General features: G+C 52.4%; 17 protein-coding genes. 2 read left to right on the top strand and 15 right to left on the bottom strand.

The features are described from left to right. Positions 1-2: 2 nt before the first annotated feature. The 7 genes from REH51_RS12950 to guaB all read right to left on the bottom strand — a co-directional run bounded on the left by REH51_RS12950 (position 3) and on the right by guaB (position 9,067). Positions 3-644, bottom strand: coding sequence for a DarT ssDNA thymidine ADP-ribosyltransferase family protein (locus tag REH51_RS12950; protein WP_009722242.1), 642 nt, complete (start codon positions 642-644; stop codon positions 3-5). Continuing rightward, positions 641-2,041, bottom strand: a complete 1,401-nt coding sequence (locus REH51_RS12945) for a UvrD-helicase domain-containing protein (RefSeq protein ID WP_009722241.1) — start codon at positions 2,039-2,041, stop codon at positions 641-643. The genes REH51_RS12950 and REH51_RS12945 overlap by 4 nt, the downstream gene beginning before the upstream one ends. A gap of 808 nt (positions 2,042-2,849) precedes the next feature. Beyond that, complete coding sequence (locus REH51_RS12940) at positions 2,850-3,827, bottom strand: RES family NAD+ phosphorylase (RefSeq protein WP_498935991.1); 978 nt, start codon at positions 3,825-3,827, stop codon at positions 2,850-2,852. 50 nt (positions 3,828-3,877) lie between these two features. Continuing rightward, positions 3,878-4,813, bottom strand: a complete 936-nt coding sequence (locus tag REH51_RS12935) for a sce7725 family protein (protein WP_498935989.1) — start codon at positions 4,811-4,813, stop codon at positions 3,878-3,880. A gap of 7 nt (positions 4,814-4,820) precedes the next feature. Beyond that, on the bottom strand, positions 4,821-5,711 hold the full coding sequence (locus REH51_RS12930; protein WP_009722238.1) for a sce7726 family protein: 891 nt from the start codon (positions 5,709-5,711) through the stop codon (positions 4,821-4,823). Positions 5,712-5,923: 212 nt separating this feature from the next. Next, positions 5,924-7,501 carry a glutamine-hydrolyzing GMP synthase gene (gene guaA / locus REH51_RS12925; RefSeq protein WP_498935987.1) on the bottom strand — a complete coding sequence of 526 codons (1,578 nt, stop codon included), beginning with the start codon at positions 7,499-7,501 and terminating at the stop codon, positions 5,924-5,926. Positions 7,502-7,597: 96 nt separating this feature from the next. Next, positions 7,598-9,067 (bottom strand): IMP dehydrogenase, encoded by a 1,470-nt coding sequence (gene guaB, locus REH51_RS12920; RefSeq protein ID WP_009722236.1) that lies wholly within the window; start codon positions 9,065-9,067, stop codon positions 7,598-7,600. Positions 9,068-9,241: 174 nt separating this feature from the next. Here guaB and xseA point away from each other — a divergent pair, with 174 nt between their 5' ends. Further along, positions 9,242-10,585 carry an exodeoxyribonuclease VII large subunit gene (gene xseA / locus REH51_RS12915; RefSeq protein WP_498935985.1) on the top strand — a complete coding sequence of 448 codons (1,344 nt, stop codon included), beginning with the start codon at positions 9,242-9,244 and terminating at the stop codon, positions 10,583-10,585. Positions 10,586-10,662: 77 nt separating this feature from the next. Here xseA and REH51_RS12910 read toward each other — a convergent pair whose 3' ends face one another. Both REH51_RS12910 and REH51_RS12905 read right to left on the bottom strand, forming a co-directional pair. Then, entirely contained in the window at positions 10,663-10,920 is a 258-nt protein-coding gene (locus tag REH51_RS12910) for a hypothetical protein (protein WP_009722234.1), read from the bottom strand. A gap of 332 nt (positions 10,921-11,252) precedes the next feature. Next, positions 11,253-11,402, bottom strand: a complete 150-nt coding sequence (locus REH51_RS12905) for a hypothetical protein (protein ID WP_009722233.1) — start codon at positions 11,400-11,402, stop codon at positions 11,253-11,255. Positions 11,403-11,868: 466 nt separating this feature from the next. Between REH51_RS12905 and REH51_RS12900 the strand changes: the two genes are divergently transcribed. Continuing rightward, positions 11,869-12,723: an SDR family oxidoreductase gene (locus REH51_RS12900; RefSeq protein WP_498935983.1), complete on the top strand. Its 855-nt coding sequence runs from the start codon at positions 11,869-11,871 to the stop codon at positions 12,721-12,723. A gap of 59 nt (positions 12,724-12,782) precedes the next feature. Here the strand turns inward: REH51_RS12900 and REH51_RS12895 are convergent, their stop codons facing one another. From REH51_RS12895 to argA, 6 genes are all read right to left on the bottom strand, one after another. Beyond that, entirely contained in the window at positions 12,783-13,754 is a 972-nt protein-coding gene (locus REH51_RS12895; protein WP_234667880.1) for a MurR/RpiR family transcriptional regulator, read from the bottom strand. After that, positions 13,699-14,730 (bottom strand): C45 family autoproteolytic acyltransferase/hydrolase, encoded by a 1,032-nt coding sequence (locus tag REH51_RS12890; RefSeq protein ID WP_498935981.1) that lies wholly within the window; start codon positions 14,728-14,730, stop codon positions 13,699-13,701. The genes REH51_RS12895 and REH51_RS12890 overlap by 56 nt, the downstream gene beginning before the upstream one ends. Further along, positions 14,723-15,451 (bottom strand): glutamine ABC transporter ATP-binding protein GlnQ, encoded by a 729-nt coding sequence (gene glnQ / locus REH51_RS12885; RefSeq protein ID WP_009722229.1) that lies wholly within the window; start codon positions 15,449-15,451, stop codon positions 14,723-14,725. The genes REH51_RS12890 and glnQ overlap by 8 nt, the downstream gene beginning before the upstream one ends. After that, positions 15,448-16,104 (bottom strand): glutamine ABC transporter permease GlnP, encoded by a 657-nt coding sequence (glnP, locus tag REH51_RS12880; protein ID WP_009722228.1) that lies wholly within the window; start codon positions 16,102-16,104, stop codon positions 15,448-15,450. The genes glnQ and glnP overlap by 4 nt, the downstream gene beginning before the upstream one ends. A 72-nt stretch (positions 16,105-16,176) precedes the next feature. Beyond that, on the bottom strand, positions 16,177-16,914 hold the full coding sequence (gene glnH / locus REH51_RS12875; RefSeq protein WP_498935979.1) for a glutamine ABC transporter substrate-binding protein GlnH: 738 nt from the start codon (positions 16,912-16,914) through the stop codon (positions 16,177-16,179). 234 nt (positions 16,915-17,148) lie between these two features. After that, entirely contained in the window at positions 17,149-18,462 is a 1,314-nt protein-coding gene (gene argA, locus REH51_RS12870; protein WP_009722226.1) for an amino-acid N-acetyltransferase, read from the bottom strand. Positions 18,463-18,630 lie beyond the last annotated feature (168 nt).

Below are 18,630 nucleotides of genomic sequence, written 5' to 3'. Positions count from 1 at the left end.
TTTCAAAGCGGCCTAACTCCGAATTTTTCAGGAGCCACGATTACATCAACATCGCGATGGAATGTGGCCTTGATGAAGCCGATTGTTTCCGACTGGTCATCGTGAGTGTTGACGTAAATTCTTTGTAAATAGTCAGTCGAAAGTGATTTCGGGTACAGTGCTTCGGCTTGATAGCACGTTGGGTAACAGAGCCTAGTTGTATGATTTCGCTTCACTACGTTATTACTCCAACGGACAACGCAATCTGAGAAAAGATTAGATAGTCCAGCTGTTCCTACACCTCTTGTGACAGACGTGTAAATATTATTCGTAGATGCAAAGACAACACCCTCGTGGGTAAGCACCACTGGATCAAACGCGAGAATACACCAAAATATTGGCTCTTCACGATGCCATTTTCCAGCACTGATCTGGTAGAAACTAGTGTTGATATGCTCCAGAGATAAGCTGATATGGTCAAGATACTCAATATCGCGACGCAATTCGGCGTTTGCTGCGAACAGGTACTTCACCATTTCGTCGTTTTGCAATCGAGCGCGTGACTGCAGAGCTTGCGTATAAAGTGTTCCAAGACATCCGTGGTTAGTCGTGAAGTGAACTACTTCACTGATGCCCCTGACTGCGACAGTTTCGGCTACGCTCATAATTTAACTACCTCCACTGTACCGGCTGGGATTGCTTGGAGTAGCGGCAGATGCTCGCCCGGTTTAGTTCCCAAAATCACAGTTTGTCTAGCACGCCCAATCCCCATCGCGATCAACCTCCGGTGCGTATCGTACCGGTCATCATCAAGAGCTTTTCCGTAAGAGGCATGCTGAGCAGCAAGGCCAATCATGAATACATGATCAAATTCTAGCCCTTTGGCGCTATGGAGAGTGCAAAGTCCAATGTTCGCTGCCCCCGCCGGCCATACATGCGCTCCCTGTAGTTCACAAAAAACAAACCCGTTGTAGTTCAGTGCCGCTCTTACATCATCAAACCAACCACCACCTTTGAGGTGGAGAAAACCGACGGTCTCTCTCTCCAGATCGATATGTCGAAGACGGTCAACCACATAGGCTAACTGATGCCCAAACTTACCAAGTATCAAAGTTGGTAGTCGACCATTCCGTTGGCAGGCCCCAGGATCGGGAAGACTCCCATCGTCATCTATATTGATTCCGTCAGAGAGCGAGGCAGCGAGTGTCGCAATCTCACGAGTATTTCGATAATTTATGTTTAGCCTAAAGCTCCGTGTGGGTACTATTTCAATACCAGCTTCCGACCAAGGTGCTCCTCGTGGATATATTCGTTGTGCTGAGTCTGTAACGATTGTGATAGTAGCGTCTTCTGCAGCGTGGCGGACAACCGCGCGTAGTTGATTGGCGGAAAGATCCTGCGCCTCGTCAACAACGATCACGTCATACTTGAATTCAGGTTCGGCTCGCATCATATCCACGGCTAGATCGTTGAAATCTCTAACACCGTTCGATTGCTTCCACTCAAGGTAGGGAACTACAACCTCATCTAGCAATTTCTTGCGCACATCATTCGGCATCGCAGGAGATCCGCCGCGACCACTACGCCTGATCATTGGATATTCATCCAGACGCTCAGGCGGAAGCCTTCCCAGCAAATACTCAACCTCGTCTACAACAAATGATGTGTCGCGGGGAAATGAAATGGCAAGTCGGCTAAGATAGCTTCGTGCTTCATTCGCGCTATTCATCCCTGATGTATTTAGTGTGTCTATTGCCCACCTATCGAAAGTCGAAATATACATGCGCACATCGCCCGCATAATCCGCCATTTCATCTTCAGCAACGACTTGTAAATAGCTACGCAATGAGTTGTTGAAAGCGAGTACTAATACGTTTGCTGGCAATCGATTATCGTTACGCAGTTGATTTACTGCTGCGCCTGTCGCAGCCCTAAGCGCCAGCAACGCAGTAGTTGTTTTGCCACTTCCGGCAGCACCGCGAATGAGCGAAGTTCCGGTCTGAATCCGCCTGACTATAGTGATTTGCTCGGGTGTTGGCTGAACCCGCTTAAGTACCCGCATAACCAAAATGCCTCTGGCAGGATGATAGACACATGAATATTCAGCTCATCATGCATTTTTTTAGAACGTTAGGCCATCACAACCATATAACGTCGAAAAGACTTCTGAACTTTCCAATTCGCAATGAAGGGCTCACACTAAACGATGCACAATCTTTTGATAGAAAGTATGGGGTATCTGAGCCAGGGTAGGAACATATCGCGTAGCTATGCCAACTGTGTCTTGGCGCAGCTGAAAAGAGAGTTATCACTTTACTCCAGTCTTCAGGAGGGCCTGTTGACTCTTCATCGTGAACCGCATTGCACCACAAAGCGCGCCAGACAAGGCGCAAAACGCAGGACAGGTGGGTTCCCTTTTCAAGTTTTGCAACGCCGTATGGCGCGCTTTGTGATGCAACCCGAAGGGCTGGGCCCGTTTTACTCGCGGCGGCGTTAGTCGTCGTTGATTTGGAATAACCAAACCTCTCGCCTCCTGCCTCGCCGCGAATAAAAACGGGCACCAGCGCGGCAATGAGTGAAACGTCAATAGGCCCTCGGCTCATCTCAACATATTTATTAAAATTAAACCGTTTTGGTACAGGAAAGAGAAAGAATATCCCACTCGGCTACCAATGTACGTACTCCGACCTGGAAAGCAGCCATCAGTTAAGTATGCTCGAAATTCGGCATAGTATGGAAAATCTCATTAAGCGAGTGGTACTAATCTAGGGGGAGTTCAGTGGCACTTCAAACTAATGATAAGATGATTCTTCATTGGTGATTGAAGCTGACGCTCACCAGAACTGTAGCTATAAGAATGTGCTTTTATTTCAGAGGGCGGCTACTTTGACCGAAACTTTGGACACGCTGTAGAGTTCCACTTCCCCGCCGACAGCCTTTTCGGGATCAAACAGTGCGAGATTGTTGCCATCGCTGACTGAGCTACGATAGACAACCCCGTCGAACCCTTGCTTCTTAATAAACTCACAAAGATACTGGCTCCGAATGTAGTCGATTGCCGCGCCCATAGGCTGAACTGGTCGAGTCAATTCTTCACCCAAACGTTCAAGGAATGGTAAATCGGCACGCAGCTGAGCAATCGCGCTAGACTCGGAAAAGATGAAAGGAGAAACGATCTTACGCGGATTGCGCAAGTCCACAGCCTTAATTTCTGGGATAGTAAAATCGGCAACGCAAGCAAGCTCACCGGTATGGGGTCTGATCTCGGCCACAGCGGTTTCTGAGAGCGATCCCAAATAAAGATAGGGAATGCCCGCCGGATTGGCTCGACCATGTGATGAGCGTCTTTTCGGGGGGGAGCCCATATTCTCAATTAGGAAGGCCTCATCTTCGGTCGAGATGCGTGCGCGATACCATTGCCGGGGCAACTGTCGAGCTAACAGCATTCCTAGGAGTTCACGGAGACGTACTTGGTCGATTTCAACTTCAAGAAACCAACGATTGGCATACATCATTTCGTCACGCAGTTCATCCCATCGCGCAATGCCCTCACTGATATAGCTTGAGGACGGTGAAAAGCCCTTTCTGACGATTTCCCCATCATCCAGAATCTCACCTAGCAATTCCTTAGCGTGAGCAGTATCCATCCGCGGGTGGCTAAAAAGCTGCCAATCATCCTTCATCCACTCTACCAGCAGCTTGCCGCCCTCACTTGGCTCATAGGCATTGACTAGGAGCTCGAAATAATTGGCCAGCTTATATGGCTCAACGAGCTGGGCGTTGGCGGTTCCACAGAAATCACATGCTCCGTGACCAGGATCGAGAGAAGGGAAGAGTTCATCACGCAAGGTACGATCATCGAAACATTCTGGACAACAAAATCGCTTTGGCATAGAGCTCAGCCACAATAGGCGGCAAGAGTCTCGATATGATGCTTCATCGAGAGCTTCTTGACGTAGCCGAGTCCGGGAAAATGGCCCTTTGCATGCAGTGAGCGAAACTCTTGTACCGCATCAGTTTCAAGAATATGCGAATTTCCACTGTCCAGTTTCGCGATCAGTTTTTCCAGTGCTTGGGCGAACTTTCCGGCAGGATCAGTTGGAGTGTCATTTGTATTCGAGACGAAGTGATAGATGTACATGACATCGTCCTTGTCCGGATCAATGAATGTAATGTGGATCGCAACGGCATAAGCCGGGCCTCCACTCTCACTATAGACGTCACCCGCGATCAAAAAATCTCCAAATCCCGCCATGCCAAGTTCATCATAAGTGACATGAAGATCAGTGAATTCTTCTATTGGCTTATAATCAGCATTACGCTGCCGCTTAAAACCATCACGCACGAGGATGCGTCGCCCCTGTCCAAAGTGCTTCCGGTAGAGCAGCTTTGCATAATCTTCGATAAAGATGTTGGTGAGCCCAGCCATTTCTTTCTCCAGCGCAACTGCCAGCTCCTTAGGAGCAGTGAAGCCTGCGTGGACTAGAACAGGGTTATGATCGACGTGTTGATCATAAAAAGCCATTACTTCGTTAACGTCCATGTCATTACGCAACAAAATGCCGGCGGAGATATTGTCAATGTTGCTAAAACTTTCTTGGAGTAGGCCAGTAATACTCGCCCCGTCCTCCTTATGATCACCGTAATAAGGATTCACGATAACAATTGCACGTCCCCCAGCTTCGTATACTGCACTTAAGGCCTTTTTAAGACCGCCAAGTGATTCCCTCACTGGCTCAATCACAGGTACGAAATTCTTTTCGGCAAGCACTACCGCCATCTCTCGGATGGTAATAAGCTCGTATTGTTTTCCGCGAAAATAGGGATAATACATACGACGTTCAGCTCCAAGTCATGGCTGTTTGCAACGGAGTCTCAATGGCGCCAATCAGCTTCGGGTGATCAGAGCGGCGCACCGATATAGAAAGCGCCGCAGCTTGCAAAGATTTGGGCAAACGATTGACAAAGTCACCAAGCGGTGCGAGGTCACGCGTCCGCTTGAGCGTGCGAACCATCTCTATATGTAACTCTACCGGGTCTAGCCTAGCGAACAGGTCACGCATAGCGGCGTGCCGTTGAGTGTTAGGAACCTCAGGCACCACTACGCCCATTGTCTGCAAGATTGAGTTGCTTTCGGCCATACGCAATGACTCAAAAACGGTTACCGGGCAGATTCGCGCAGGGCACTCCGCTGCTTCACGCACTGTTGTTATCCGGAAGCGCTTTGAAAGACACATTACCCCTACGTCTTTCGGAACCGTTTCTATTATCCCGTCTATATGACCTTCGCTCGCGATTACATTTACCTTGGCGAAAACGCGCTTATAGTTTTCCACCTGGTTAGCAAGCCGCGCAAGCGAATCCCGCTCTGATTTGATCTCATAAACGGTAGCAGTGCCATTCAAGATAACGAGATCAGCCTTACTACTACCAGCACGAAACTCATTGAGCATCGAGGCTGTGCGTAGAGTGTGCCTTCCCATCAGTATCTTCTGGCTGATAGCCGCTCGATAAATATATTCATCGCGTTGTCCAGCGACCTTCAAAATTTCGAATGCTTGGTCGAAAACATCGCCAACAGTCGCATCTGAACCGGCATTATCAAGCAAATTTGTTTGTCCGAGTAACCGACAGAATAAGCCAGATTGGCCTTTTTTCGCCAATTCACGGAAGACAGCGGCAGAGAAGAGTCGAGTCAGGGCGGACAGTTGCGATGTACTATAATTTTTCATGCTCCTACCTCAGCCGTCCATTTCGAACAAATCAGGGTGCATGAGTTGCCCCCTACCCTACATTTAGCAAAAACGGCAGTATCCTTACCGCCGCTCGAAGCGAACAATTTTACCGTTGCATATTCTCAATACTAAATATAGACCTGATACCGAACAGTTTAAGGTTAGGCTACATCACTTGCGCCCACGCAACTATATAAATAAGCCTACATTCACTCCCACTCAATCGTAGCCGGTGGCTTGCTGCTCACGTCATAAGTAACCCGCGAAACCCCTTCCAACTCATTGATAATCCGGTTGGAAACTTTCTCCAGTAGCTCGTAGGGCAGGTGCGCCCAGCGGGCGGTCATGAAGTCGATGGTTTCGACCGCGCGTAGCGCGATGACCCATTCGTAGCGGCGGCCGTCGCCGACGACACCTACCGATTTCACCGGTAGGAACACGGCGAAGGCTTGGCTGGTTTTTTCGTACCAACCGGCGGCGCGTAGTTCTTCGATGTAGATGGCGTCGGCATCACGCAGGATGTCGGCGTACTCTTTCTTCACTTCGCCCAAAATGCGCACGCCCAGGCCGGGGCCAGGGAACGGATGGCGGTAGACCATATCGTAAGGCAGGCCGAGTTCGAGGCCGAGTTTGCGCACTTCATCTTTGAACAGTTCGCGCAGCGGTTCCACCAGCTTGAGCTTCATGGTTTCCGGCAGACCACCCACGTTGTGGTGGGATTTGATCACGTGCGCTTTGCCGGTTTTAGAGGCGGCGGATTCGATCACGTCCGGGTAGATGGTGCCCTGGGCCAGGAAGTCGACGCCTTCAATTTTGCTGGCTTCTTCATCGAACACGTCGATAAAGGTGTTGCCGATGATTTTGCGCTTGGCTTCCGGGTCGTTTTCGCCCTTCAGCTTGCCCAGGAACAGCTCTTCGGCGTCGACACGGATCACTTTCACGCCCATGTGCTTGGCGAAGGTTTCCATCACTTGGTCGCCTTCGTTTTTGCGCAGCAGACCGTTATCGACGAATACGCAGGTCAGCTGGTCGCCAATGGCTTTGTGCAGCAGCCCCGCCACAACCGAGGAGTCGACACCACCGGAAAGGCCAAGCAGTACATGGCGGTCGCCCACTTGCTCGCGTACGCGCTGCACTTGGTCTTCGATAATTTGTGCAGGCGTCCAGAGTTTTTCAGCACCGCAAATATCCAGCACGAAGTGCTCAAGAATGCGCTGACCTTGCAGGGTGTGGGTCACTTCCGGGTGGAACTGTACGCCGTAGAATTGCTTCTCTTCCCAGGCCATAGCGGCAATCGGGCAGCTCGGCGTGGAAGCGGTCACGGTGAAGGTGTCAGGTACCTGGGAGACCTTGTCGCCGTGGCTCATCCATACGTCTAGCAGGCCTTTGCCGCTGTCGGTATCGATGTGGTCTTTGATGTCTTTGAACAGCGGGGTGTCGCCGTCGATTTGAATCTGGGCGTAGCCAAATTCGCGCTGGTTAGAGCCTTCAACTTTGCCGCCAAGCTGCTCGGCCATGGTCTGCATGCCGTAGCAGATACCAAACACCGGCAGGCCCATTTCGAACACGCACGCCGGTGCTCGCGGGGAATCCAGTTCGGTCACGGATTCCGGGCCACCGGCCAGGATGATGCCGTTAGGGTTGTATTCGCGAATTTCTTCTTCGGTGATATCGAAGGCGCGGATTTCGGAGAATACACCGATCTCACGTACACGGCGGGCGATCAGCTGGGTGTACTGGGAGCCGAAGTCGAGAATCAGGATCTTATGGGCGTGAATGTCACTCATGGCGGGGTCTCGGTTAAGCGGTGTGGGTGCCGCTGGTAAGGCCAAAAAGCAAGCGGCGGGGCAATGCCCGCCGCGCCATTTAACTAAACGTGCTGGTTAGCTCACCCGGTAGTTGGGAGCTTCTTTGGTGATCTGCACGTTGTGCACGTGGGATTCGTTAAAGCCAGCGCTGGTAATTTGTACAAATTCTGGCTTGGTGCGCATTTCTTGAATATCGCGGCAGCCGGTGTAACCCATGGAAGCGCGCAGGCCACCCATCAGCTGGTGAACGATAGCGCCCATCATGCCTTTATAGGGTACGCGGCCTTCAATGCCTTCCGGCACCAGCTTCTCGGCACCTTCGCTCTTGTCTTGGAAGTAGCGGTCGGCGCTGCCCTGGTTCTGAGACATGGCGCCCATGGAACCCATGCCACGGTAGGCTTTGTAGGTACGGCCTTGGTAAAGCTCGACTTCACCGGGGGCTTCTTCGGTACCGGCGAGCAGGCCACCGACCATCACCGCGCTTGCGCCAGCGGCGATCGCTTTGGCTAAGTCACCCGAGAAGCGAATGCCGCCGTCAGCGATCAGCGGAATATCGAACTCTTTCAGCGCTTCTGCCACGTTAGAAACCGCGGTGATTTGCGGTACGCCAACCCCTGCAACAATACGCGTGGTGCAGATAGAACCGGGGCCAATGCCCACTTTAACAGCGTCTGCGCCCGCTTCAGCCAGCGCTTTCGCGGCAGCGGCGGTGGCGATGTTGCCGCCAATCACTTGAATGTTGGGGAAGTTCTCTTTGATCCAGCGCACGCGGTCGATAACGCCTTTGGAATGGCCATGGGCAGTATCAACAATGATCACATCCACACCGGCTTCGGCCAGAGCCGCAACGCGATCAGGCGTTTCTGGGCCAGTACCAACGGCGGCGCCAACCAACAAGCGGCCATCGCTATCTTTAGCAGCCATCGGATAAGTGCGGGCTTTTTCGATGTCCTGGAAGGTCACCAGGCCCCGCAGGTGAAACTCGTCATCGACGATCAGCATTTTCTCAATGCGGTGTTCGCGCATTTTGGCTTTGCTGGTTTCAAGGTCGGTGCCTTCCTTGACAGTAATCAACCGATCGCGGGGGGTCATGATGTCCGCTACGCTGTCGCCGTGGTTAGGCTGGAAGCGCATATCACGCTCGGTCACAATACCAACCAGCGTTTCACCTTCTACAACGGGGAAGCCAGAAAAGCCGTTCTCGCGCGCCATCGCCAGCAGGTCTTCCAGCTTCGCCTTGGGGCTAACGGTGACCGGATCTTTTACAATCACGCTTTCGTGCTTTTTAACCTTGCGCACTTCAGCGGCTTGCTGGCTCATGGCCATGCTCTTATGGATAATGCCGATGCCGCCTTCCTGGGCCATCGCAATTGCTAGACGCGCTTCGGTAACGGTGTCCATTGCAGCGGAAAGCAGCGGGATATTGAGTGAAATATTGCGGGTCAGGCGGGTTTTGAGGCTGACATCCTTAGGCAGAATATCGGAGAAGCCGGGAACGAGGAGTACGTCGTCGAACGTAAGTGCTTCTTGGGCCATACGTAGCATAGCGGCAACACCCTGATGGAAGAGGAAGTGGGGCGTGGAAAGTTAATCCCCTATTATAACGTTTTGAAGGCCGTACCAGCAATGTGAAGAAGGTTTTCAATTCAGACCAATGGCTAATAAGCTAGGATTCTTGCGAAAACTACCCGCTCGCCCATTTATTTGTAAGGTTGCTCCATGCACGAAACGCCACAAGCGCTCTCTGTTAGTCAGTTGAATCAGCGCGCCAAGCAGACCCTTGAGCGAGAGGTGGGCGAGGTGTGGGTAGAAGGCGAACTTTCCAATGTTTCCCGCCCGGCCTCTGGGCATATTTACTTCACGCTGAAGGATGACCGCGCGCAAATTCGCTGTGCACTGTTTCGCCAGCGGGCGCGTTTTGTGGCGGGCCCCATGCGTGATGGTGATCAGGTAAAACTACGCGGCCGTGTTTCGCTGTTCGAGCCGCGCGGCGACTATCAGCTGATTGCCGACGCCGTGCAGGCGGCGGGCTTGGGGGAGCTACTGGCGGCATTTGAGCGCCTAAAAGTGCAGTTGGAAAGCGAAGGCGTGTTTGCCAATGCTCGCCCTCTGCCCTTTCCACCCCGCAAGATTTTGATTTTGAGTTCTGCCAGCGGCGCAGCGATTCGCGATGTATTGGCGGTGCTGGCGGCTCGCTGGCCCCTGGCGGATGTCACGCTGATTCCGGTGCCCGTACAAGGTGCCGAGGCCGCCCCCGCCATGATTTCTGCACTGGGGTTATTAAACCGGCAGGCGCGTTTAGACCCTGACCAGGATGTGGTGCTGATCACCCGCGGTGGCGGTAGCTTAGAGGATTTGTGGGCGTTTAATAACGAGCATCTGGCACGGGCGATTTTTCACTCCCGCTTGCCGGTGATGTCAGCAGTGGGCCACGAGGTAGATACCACCCTGGCAGATTTCGCCGCCGATATGCGCGCCCCTACCCCATCGGCGGCGGCCGAGCGTTTAGTACCCGACCAGCAAGCGCTAAAGCACCAATTGTCACAGCTAGAAAACCGCTTACGTCGTGCCATGCAGGCGCGCTTAGAACGAGATAGCCAACGGTTGGATACCTTGCGTGCCCGCCTTCGCCACCCTGGGGAGCAGCTTAACCGCCAGCGCCAGTATGTTTCCGCCCTAACCCAACGGCTGCAACGCGCAATGCAGCAAAGCGTTCAGCAGCAGCAAACTAGGGTCACACAGTTAAGCAAACGCTTAGCCAGCCAAGACATGGCACGCCTACACCGCACAGAGCAAGAGCGTGTTAGCCAGCTCCAGCGCCGTTTAGCCAGCACTATACAGCGGGCGTTGGAAGTACGTCAGGCACTCTTGAGTAGCGCTGCCCGTGAGCTAAATGCCGTCAGCCCACTTGCGGTATTGGGGCGCGGCTATGCCATTGCCCAGGATGAAAAGGGCCATGTCATTCGCCGAGCAGAGGACACCGAGCCAGGCCAGAAACTCTCGCTACGGCTGGGCGAAGGCAGGCTAAGCGTAGAAGTAAAACGGCGCTACAACAAAAAGTAGCGCCGCGTGAATGGCCATGAGTTTGCCGCTAGTTAGGCCTACGGTGTGACAAATCATGCTTATCATCGACCAACTGTTTAGCCGTTCCATCGTTTAACTGATTTGACGTTCTCCTCTAAGTGGTGCGCTGCGCCTCTAGAGCTATAGCTGATATGCAGCGCTTTTTCTTTATCTTGTTGCTGAGCAGTCACTTTTAGTTCCTCAGCGCTCTCTCGGCTTTTTTGCTTAAGTGAACCGTGATCATCCAGCTCATCAAGATGTAAATCGTCAATATGTGAATCTTCAATATGTGAATCTTCAATATGTGAATAGTTCTGTTTTCCTTGCTCATCCATGGTGACGCCCTCCGTGTCGTTAAAATAGCTTCGAAAATCACCTCTTATTTAAAACTATAGCGAACCGCCATTAGCTTTCCATTCAAAACAGCTTAATGATCAAAAAAACCAACCCAACCCAACCCAACCCAACCCAATCCAACCCAACCCAATCCAACCCAACAAATATCGTTAATTTTCATAAATCAAATCAAAAGACAGCGAATATAAATAACAAAAATTAAAATATTAGCATTTAAACCCACTCACCGGAGATACTGCTAACTATTACAACATCCTATAAAAAAGGCGCTACTATTGGGTAGCGCCCATTATTAGGCAAACCGGTTAAATTAGTGTTTAGGTTGCTTGGTGGACGACTTATCGTCGGCATCAGGATTGACATGATGCGTGTCGGGCATCGGATTGGCATCATCATGGTGATCTTGGCGCTGATCTTTCTTATGATCGTTCTTGTGATCGTCTTTATCAGGTTGCTGCATATTACCTCCTATTCCTTGGTAGTCGCCGTATCGCCTTACGTGCCAAGGGGAATGAATTGGCTTATTCACTATAGTCGCTCGTAACCTACTTGCCATTACGCAAAATAAAAATCATCCAAAGCACGCAGCACACTTACCTTTTATAAAACTTATAAACCAGCCACTTGTGATATTAATACGTTATTAAAAACGATCTAATAGACATTTCAAATAGTCATTATTAACGTTTTCTATTACCTTTACCGCGGGGTTATCCAGCGGTTACTTGTCACTTTATGCGCCATTGGTCTACGTTAGAAGCACTCGAATTAAGAACATAAGGCATTCAAAAATAGGGATGCCCTATTTAGCCACTGAAACCGGATGAAACATACACTGTCATTTTCAACTCTTCCCAGTGCTGAATCTTTCTAGCCTTCCAATAGGCTAGCGTTAAAAAAATGTGCCAACAAAGGAGTGACCGCACATGAGTGATCAACAGCAACCCCCGCAGCATCAGAATAAACAGCCCGGCGATGAGCATGCGATGCAGCCAACGCCGGAGTATATTCGCGAAAGCTACCGCGGTGCCGATAAGCTATTAGATAAAGTTGCTATCATTACTGGTGGCGACAGCGGCATTGGCCGAGCGGTGGCCGTACATTACGCCCGTGAAGGTGCCGATAGCGTTATTGTGCACCTTAAAGAGCCCAAAGATGCCGACGATACCAAGCGTTTAGTAGAGGCAGAGGGACGCCGTTGCTTGGTGCTGCAAGGCGACGTGGCGGAACCCATCTTTTGTGGCGACATTGTGGAACATACCCTGAAAGAGTTCGGCAAGCTCAACGTAGTTATTCATAATGCCGCTGAGCAGTATGACTGGGACGATGTCACTGACATTCCTGATGAGCAGCTACTACGCACGTTTCAAACGAACGTGTTCAGCCATTTTTATCTCACGAAAGCGGCACTGCCCCACCTGAGTGAAGGCGACACCATTATCGCCACGTCCTCCATCAACGCCTTCAAAGGCAACGACACACTAATTGACTACACCGCCACGAAAGGCGCCATCCAAGGGTTTGTACGCTCAATGGCTATGTCGTTAATGGATAGAGGCATTCGGGTTAATGCCGTCGCGCCGGGGCCAATCTGGACACCGTTAATTCCCGCCAGCTTTGATGACGAAAAAGTCGCCAACTTTGGCGGGCAAGTCCCCATGAAGCGAGCCGGCCATCCCAGTGAAATTGGCCCAGCGTATGTATACCTCGCCAGCGAAGAGTCGTCTTACATGAGCGGCCAAACGTTGCACTTAAATGGCGGGGGTATTTTAAATACTTAAGCTTGAATAACTGAGCTTAAGTATCTGCGGTGATCAGTAAAGCTGCATTTAACGACTTGTCAGCGTATTTCGATATCCAACTCGGTGATAAAGCGGTCCCGCCGCGAGATTGCCTTACCTGCCGAGTCGCCTGCCAGGGTGGCACAAGCATTAATCAGGCACTCCATGGCGGCAAAATAGGCCACCATGCTGTTGGAAATAAAGCTGCTTTCATGGGGCACCAGGATAGATACCTGCGCATATTCGACCAGTGCAGAACTAGCGTAGTCGGTTACGGCCAAGGTTTGAATACCGTGAGCCTGCGCCATGCGGCAGACATCCACCACTTGGCGCGTATAGGGCTGACAGCTGGCGACAATCAGCACGTCACCTTCGGACAACGACGCCAATCCTTCCGCGACCCCATTAGTGGCGTCGCTAAGCAGTGCTACATCAGGACGCAACATGCCTAGCCCGTAGGCTGAGAAACTGCACAGTGCATGAAACTGACGCACACCGTACAGCCTTACTCTGGGCGCATTGATCACCGCTTGGGCGAAAGTTTCAATATCATCATGCTTCACACCCTGTAGAAAGCGATCGATATTGTGTTTGTTTTCAGCGCATAACTGCTCCGCCTGGACATGCAAACTGCGCTTGTCTGCTGCCAACGCGCTGGCAGCATGGTCGCGGTAAAAAGATGCTGAAGAAGTAAAGTTCGCGCTCAGCAGGACTCTTTGTAAATCACTGAAACGGGCATAGCCGAGAGAGCGTGCCAAACGAGAAATACTCGACGGGTTGACCTCTAAACGACGGGCTGCCGAGGAAATAGACAGCAAGACCTGGTCCCCCTGAAGGTCGATCAGGCGCGCCAGTACTTCCCGTGCTTTAGGGCCAAGTCGCAGCTCACTCTCACCTCTGGCAATACGCAGTGCCAGTTCACGTAGCGCATCCAGCGTTTGGGGAGGCTGAGTACTTGATGACGCTTGGTCATTCTCACGTCGGGTAGATAAGTTTTCCGGCATAAGCGGGCGGCGCTCCAGTACGATCATAAAGCTGCCATGCTACACCATCCGCTTCAAGACGCATCACAGCCGTAACCAGGGTATTCTCGTGATCAGGATCGTCAGCGCTAAGCCGCAGAATTGGCAGACCACTGGCTTGTTGATCATGCAAGATGGCCAGCGGCGCAGTCTCTCCTTCTTTCAGCAGCTGATCCCCACGCTGCTGGCGGTCTCTAGAGGAGTCAGTAATCCATTGTGACGCCACACCACTCGGGTGATACAGCGCATGATTGGCGTGCACGCTGGGGGCATTCAACGCCCTCTGGGCAGCCCCCCCGCCACCGAACTCAATACTCGTCACCTCGGGCTGGCCGCACTCGGCAAGCGAAAAATGAAAGCCGCCACACTCATTGTAGCGCTGCAGCAGCGCCACCACGTCGGTTACATTGGGCTGGTTTAGGGCTGCTCGCCCTAACACCATTCTTGGCACCTTGGGTGTGATATCGAGCAGGCGCAAATTATTGACCGCCTGCACCCAGCCCTGGCGGGTAAACGCCAGGGTGTGACCGGGTATCGAGCCGGGATAGCAGAAGGCTGTAAACCCTTCTCCCGGCGCTGATGTTACTTCAGCCATAAAGCAGTGGCCGCGGAAAAATGGCAGGGCATCTTCATTATGCGCCACCAGCGGCGTTTCTCCGGGAACCGCCAAGGTAGTACAGCCGTCCGGTGCATGGGCCAACAGGTCACCACGGCAGTTCCAAGCAAATACCGCCTCAATGGGCAGATTAAGGCCTTCCGCAAGCCCCTCTAGCTCTTCCCACACCTGGGGGAAATCACGCTGCGTATTGGCTGCCATGGTAGCAACAGCATTCTGGTGAATCGGGTCGTTAATCTCGGCCCAAATAGCGCTCGGCAACAGAAACCGATGCACCGCATCGCGCCCTGCGCGACCAAGGGCAACGCCAATGTCGCGTGGCTGTCCGTTGATAATCTGCCAGCCAATAGAGCTTACTTGTTTAGACATGGCGCAGAAAATCCTTCATCCGGTCATTAGGCGGGTTATCGATGACATCAACAGGGTTGGCATCAACAGCAATTTTGCCGTGTTCCATAAAAATCAAGCGTGTGCCCACCTGCTTGGCAAAGGACATTTCATGGGTCACCACCACCATAGTCATATGCTCTTCTGCCAATTTATGCATGACAGTCAGCACTTCCTGTTTTAGCTCAGGATCAAGCGCCGAGGTAGGTTCATCAAACAGCATTACTTTGGGCTTGATCGCTAGCGCTCGAGCAATCGCTACCCGCTGCTGCTGGCCACCCGAAAGCTCATGGGGGTAGTGTTTGGATTTGTCCCCTAGGCCGACCTTCTCCAGTAGCTCCTGGGCACTAATGTCAGCAGCCTTGCGCCCCATACCTCGCACATGGCGTTGACCAAAGGCCACATTTTCCAGCGCTGTCATCTGTGGAAACAGGTTGAACTGCTGGAAGACCATGCCCGCTTCCTGGCGAATTTCACGCAGCGTTTTGTTCCCCCCTTTAACGCTCATACCGTCAACAAGAAGGTCACCCGAGGTAATCATTTCCAGCCCATTAATACAGCGCAGCAAGGTGGATTTTCCAGAACCGGATGGCCCTATTAGCACGACCACTTCGCCACGATTAATTTCCAGATCAACCTTTTCAAGTACCTTAAGCGGGCCAAAGTGCTTGGACACATTTTTGAACTCTATGATGGCGCTCATAAGATCCTCATCCGCTTCTCGATGATACGCAGCAGCAGCGACAGCGTGCCGGTCATAATTAGGTAGAACACGGCAACCGCCGTCCATATTTCGACCGCGCGGAAGTTAGCCGCCATGATTTCCTGGCCAGTGCGCGTCAGTTCGCCGACGCCGATCACAATAAACAAGGAGGTATCTTTCAGACTGACAATGCACTGGTTACCCAGCGGTGGAATCAACCGACGAAAGGCCAGTGGGCCAACGATATAGACCACCACTTTCCAGCGCGGCAAACCAATGGCGCGTCCTGCCTCGGTTAATCCTTTTGAGATCGATAGCACTGCGCCACGCACAATCTCAGCAACATACGCCCCGGCATTAATAACGATCGCAAGAATGGCCGTTGTCATCGGGTCAATACGGATATCCACCAATACCGGCAAGGCGAAGTATAGAAACATCACCTGGACAACAATCGGCGTGCCACGAATGATTTCGACGTAGATAAACGCAAGCGTATTGAGAATATAGCCGCCGTAGGCACGCATCAGGCCAATAACAGCCCCCAATGAAATACCACCGATCAAGCCCGTTACGGTGATATACAGCGTGATTTTTGCCCCATGGAATAGTTGAGGCAGGAAATTAATGATAATCGACCAATCGACATTCATTGCCTTGCTCCTGATCTATCGAACTCAGCGGAGGGACACTGCCCTCCGCAAGATGTATGGAATAATCAGGCGTTATTCAGTCGGTGCTTCACCAAACCACTTGGCATAGATTTCATCGTAGCGACCATCTTCACGCATGGCGGCTAACACGCCATTAACCGGCTCGACCAGCTCGCTCCCCTTGGGAAAAGCAATGCCATACTCGTGCGCCATCATCTGCTCGCCTACGGCTTTAACCTGGCCGTCACCAGCAGTGGCGATGTAGTAGAGAACGTTGGGCGTATCATGCATAGCGGCTTCGACACGGCCAGTGCGTAATTCAAGGTAGGCGTTATCGATATTGGGGAATTGGCGTAGCTGGGTGTCGGTGAAGTTATCCCGGGCGTAATCAGCAGCGGAGGTGCCGGTGCGCACGGCCAGGGTTTTGCCCGCTAGGTCTTCTGCGCTTTCGATATCGCTATCGATTGGCACCATGATACGGAAGCCGCTTTCATAGTAGCCATCCGAAAAATCGATCACCTCAGCACGGTCTTCGCGGATGGTGATACCCGCCAGGGCAACATCTAACTGGCCGGTCTGCAGGCCAGGAATAATGCCGTTGAAATCCATTGGCCGCAGTTCGAAATCCAACTCAAGCTCTTCGGCAATCATTGTCCACATGTCGATATCGAAGCCGACATATTCACCGTCCTGGGCAAATTCAAAGGGCACAAAGGCAGTATCGGTGGCAACCACTAGCTTTTCCGCAGCGGCAGGCGTGGCAGGGAGAGAAAAAGCAGTACCAGCCATTAGAGTGGTTAGTGTCTTCATGGGGTAATCCTCGTGACGTCGATGTTGTTGGCAATTTGTGAGTGACGTTGCGTGCAGATAACGGCGTTGTTCGTTGTTGTTGGTTTGGATTAGCTTCTTCAAATCTGCATGCAAATATAATTGCACAGATAACAAAAATGACCAAATATTTGCATTAATTTTTTGCACGCATGCGAAGCCGGATGTCGTAAAGACACCCGGCTCGGCTAGCGTTTTCTGTTTAAATAAGCGCTCTTACGTTAGATTTTTGACCAACACCTTGGATTTTCGGGCGTGGTTGTAGGCTTCACGCTTTAGCGGCGGCAGGTCGTCCAGGCTGGCCGCACGGAAGCCACGTTCAACAAACCAATGAGCCGTGTGGGTAGTCAGCACAAACATTTCGGAAAGCCCGCGCTGCCGAGCGCGTCGTTCTAACGCTTCCACCAAACGCTCGCCACGCTCACCGCCGCGGTAGTTACCGTGTACCGCGACACAGGCCATTTCCCCCACCGTGGTGTCTGGGAAAACATGCAGTGCGGCACAGCCAATCACCATGCCATCACGTTCTATCACCATGTAGTCATCAATTTCGTGCTCTAACCGCTCCCGCGAACGAGCCACCAACATGCCACGCCGCTCAAGCGGCTCCAGCAGCTCTAGCAGGCCAGCGACGTCGTTTAACGTGGCTGGTCGCAACTGCTCGTAGCGGTGCTGGGTGATCATGGTGCCAACGCCGTCACGGGTAAACAGCTCCCCCAACAGCGCATCGTGATTGCGCCAGGAAAGCAGGTGGGTGCGCGCGACCCCTTCTCGGGCGGCGGTGCAGGCGGCGTTTAAGTGGCGTGCCAGCTCACTGCCCGGTAACGCCTGCTGCAGCCGAGGTTCGGCCTCTGCCGGGGAAAGCTGGCGTAATAGCGCGCCCTGCTCGTCCTCTAGCCCTTCCGACTCGCCCAGCAGAATGAGCTTGTCCGCTTTCAGCGCTACGGCAGCATGTTGCGCCACTTCCGAGGCGTCTAAATCAAACACTTCCCCCGTACTGGAAAAGCCTAGCGGCGGCAGCAGCACCAGTGAGCCTTTTTCCAACAGCCCTTCAATAGCGCTAGCGCGTACCCGGCGCACTTCACCACTGTGATCAAAATCTACGCCTTCACGTACACCGAGTGGTTTAGCGGTCACCAAGTTGCCGGAAATCACGCTAAGCTCCACACCGTGTAGCGGCGTGCTAGGCAGGCCTAAGGAGAGCCGCGCCTCTAACCATAACCGTTGGTGCGCTGCTACCTGTTCCACATGGGCCATCACCGCTCGGTCAGCTACCCAACGGCCATCCACCCGCGTTGGCTCTACACCGGCAGCCGTTAATGCATCATGCACTTGTGGGCGAATACCAAACACCACGACTAGCCGCACCCCCAGGGTGTGTAGCAGCGCTAAATCCTGAATCAGCTGCTCCCCTCGGCCAGACGCCATGGCTTCGCCCTCAATTAAGATGACAAAGGTTCGTCCCCGGTGCGCGTTAATGTAAGGGGAAGCGTTACGAAACCAATCAACAAAAGGGAAGCGTGTGTCCAAGGGCCGCTCTCCGGCAGCAGGTGAATGAAAGTATCAGCGTTTACTTTAACAGAGCGCAAAAAACAGCGGCACCTTCTTGTGCAAATCCACCCAGATACAGGCTGATTTGCGCGAAGGTGCCGCTGCATTATCTATCCAAAATAGCATCGAGCAATGGCGTACTACGGC

It is taken from the genome of Halomonas bluephagenesis, assembly GCF_054790765.1.
This window is presented reverse-complemented; position numbering and strand designations above follow the sequence as displayed.

Coding starts and splice junctions, on each gene's coding strand:
- REH51_RS12950 (WP_009722242.1), bottom strand. CDS start 644: ATGAGCGTAGCCGAAACTGTCGCAGTCAGGGGCATCAGTGAAGTAGTT.
- REH51_RS12945 (WP_009722241.1), bottom strand. CDS start 2,041: ATGCGGGTACTTAAGCGGGTTCAGCCAACACCCGAGCAAATCACTATA.
- REH51_RS12935 (WP_498935989.1), bottom strand. CDS start 4,813: ATGTATTATCCCTATTTTCGCGGAAAACAATACGAGCTTATTACCATC.
- REH51_RS12930 (WP_009722238.1), bottom strand. CDS start 5,711: ATGAAAAATTATAGTACATCGCAACTGTCCGCCCTGACTCGACTCTTC.
- guaA (WP_498935987.1), bottom strand. CDS start 7,501: ATGAGTGACATTCACGCCCATAAGATCCTGATTCTCGACTTCGGCTCC.
- guaB (WP_009722236.1), bottom strand. CDS start 9,067: ATGCTACGTATGGCCCAAGAAGCACTTACGTTCGACGACGTACTCCTC.
- xseA (WP_498935985.1), top strand. CDS start 9,242: ATGCACGAAACGCCACAAGCGCTCTCTGTTAGTCAGTTGAATCAGCGC.
- REH51_RS12910 (WP_009722234.1), bottom strand. CDS start 10,920: ATGGATGAGCAAGGAAAACAGAACTATTCACATATTGAAGATTCACAT.
- REH51_RS12905 (WP_009722233.1), bottom strand. CDS start 11,402: ATGCAGCAACCTGATAAAGACGATCACAAGAACGATCATAAGAAAGAT.
- REH51_RS12900 (WP_498935983.1), top strand. CDS start 11,869: ATGAGTGATCAACAGCAACCCCCGCAGCATCAGAATAAACAGCCCGGC.
- REH51_RS12895 (WP_234667880.1), bottom strand. CDS start 13,754: ATGATCGTACTGGAGCGCCGCCCGCTTATGCCGGAAAACTTATCTACC.
- REH51_RS12890 (WP_498935981.1), bottom strand. CDS start 14,730: ATGTCTAAACAAGTAAGCTCTATTGGCTGGCAGATTATCAACGGACAG.
- glnQ (WP_009722229.1), bottom strand. CDS start 15,451: ATGAGCGCCATCATAGAGTTCAAAAATGTGTCCAAGCACTTTGGCCCG.
- glnP (WP_009722228.1), bottom strand. CDS start 16,104: ATGAATGTCGATTGGTCGATTATCATTAATTTCCTGCCTCAACTATTC.
- glnH (WP_498935979.1), bottom strand. CDS start 16,914: ATGAAGACACTAACCACTCTAATGGCTGGTACTGCTTTTTCTCTCCCT.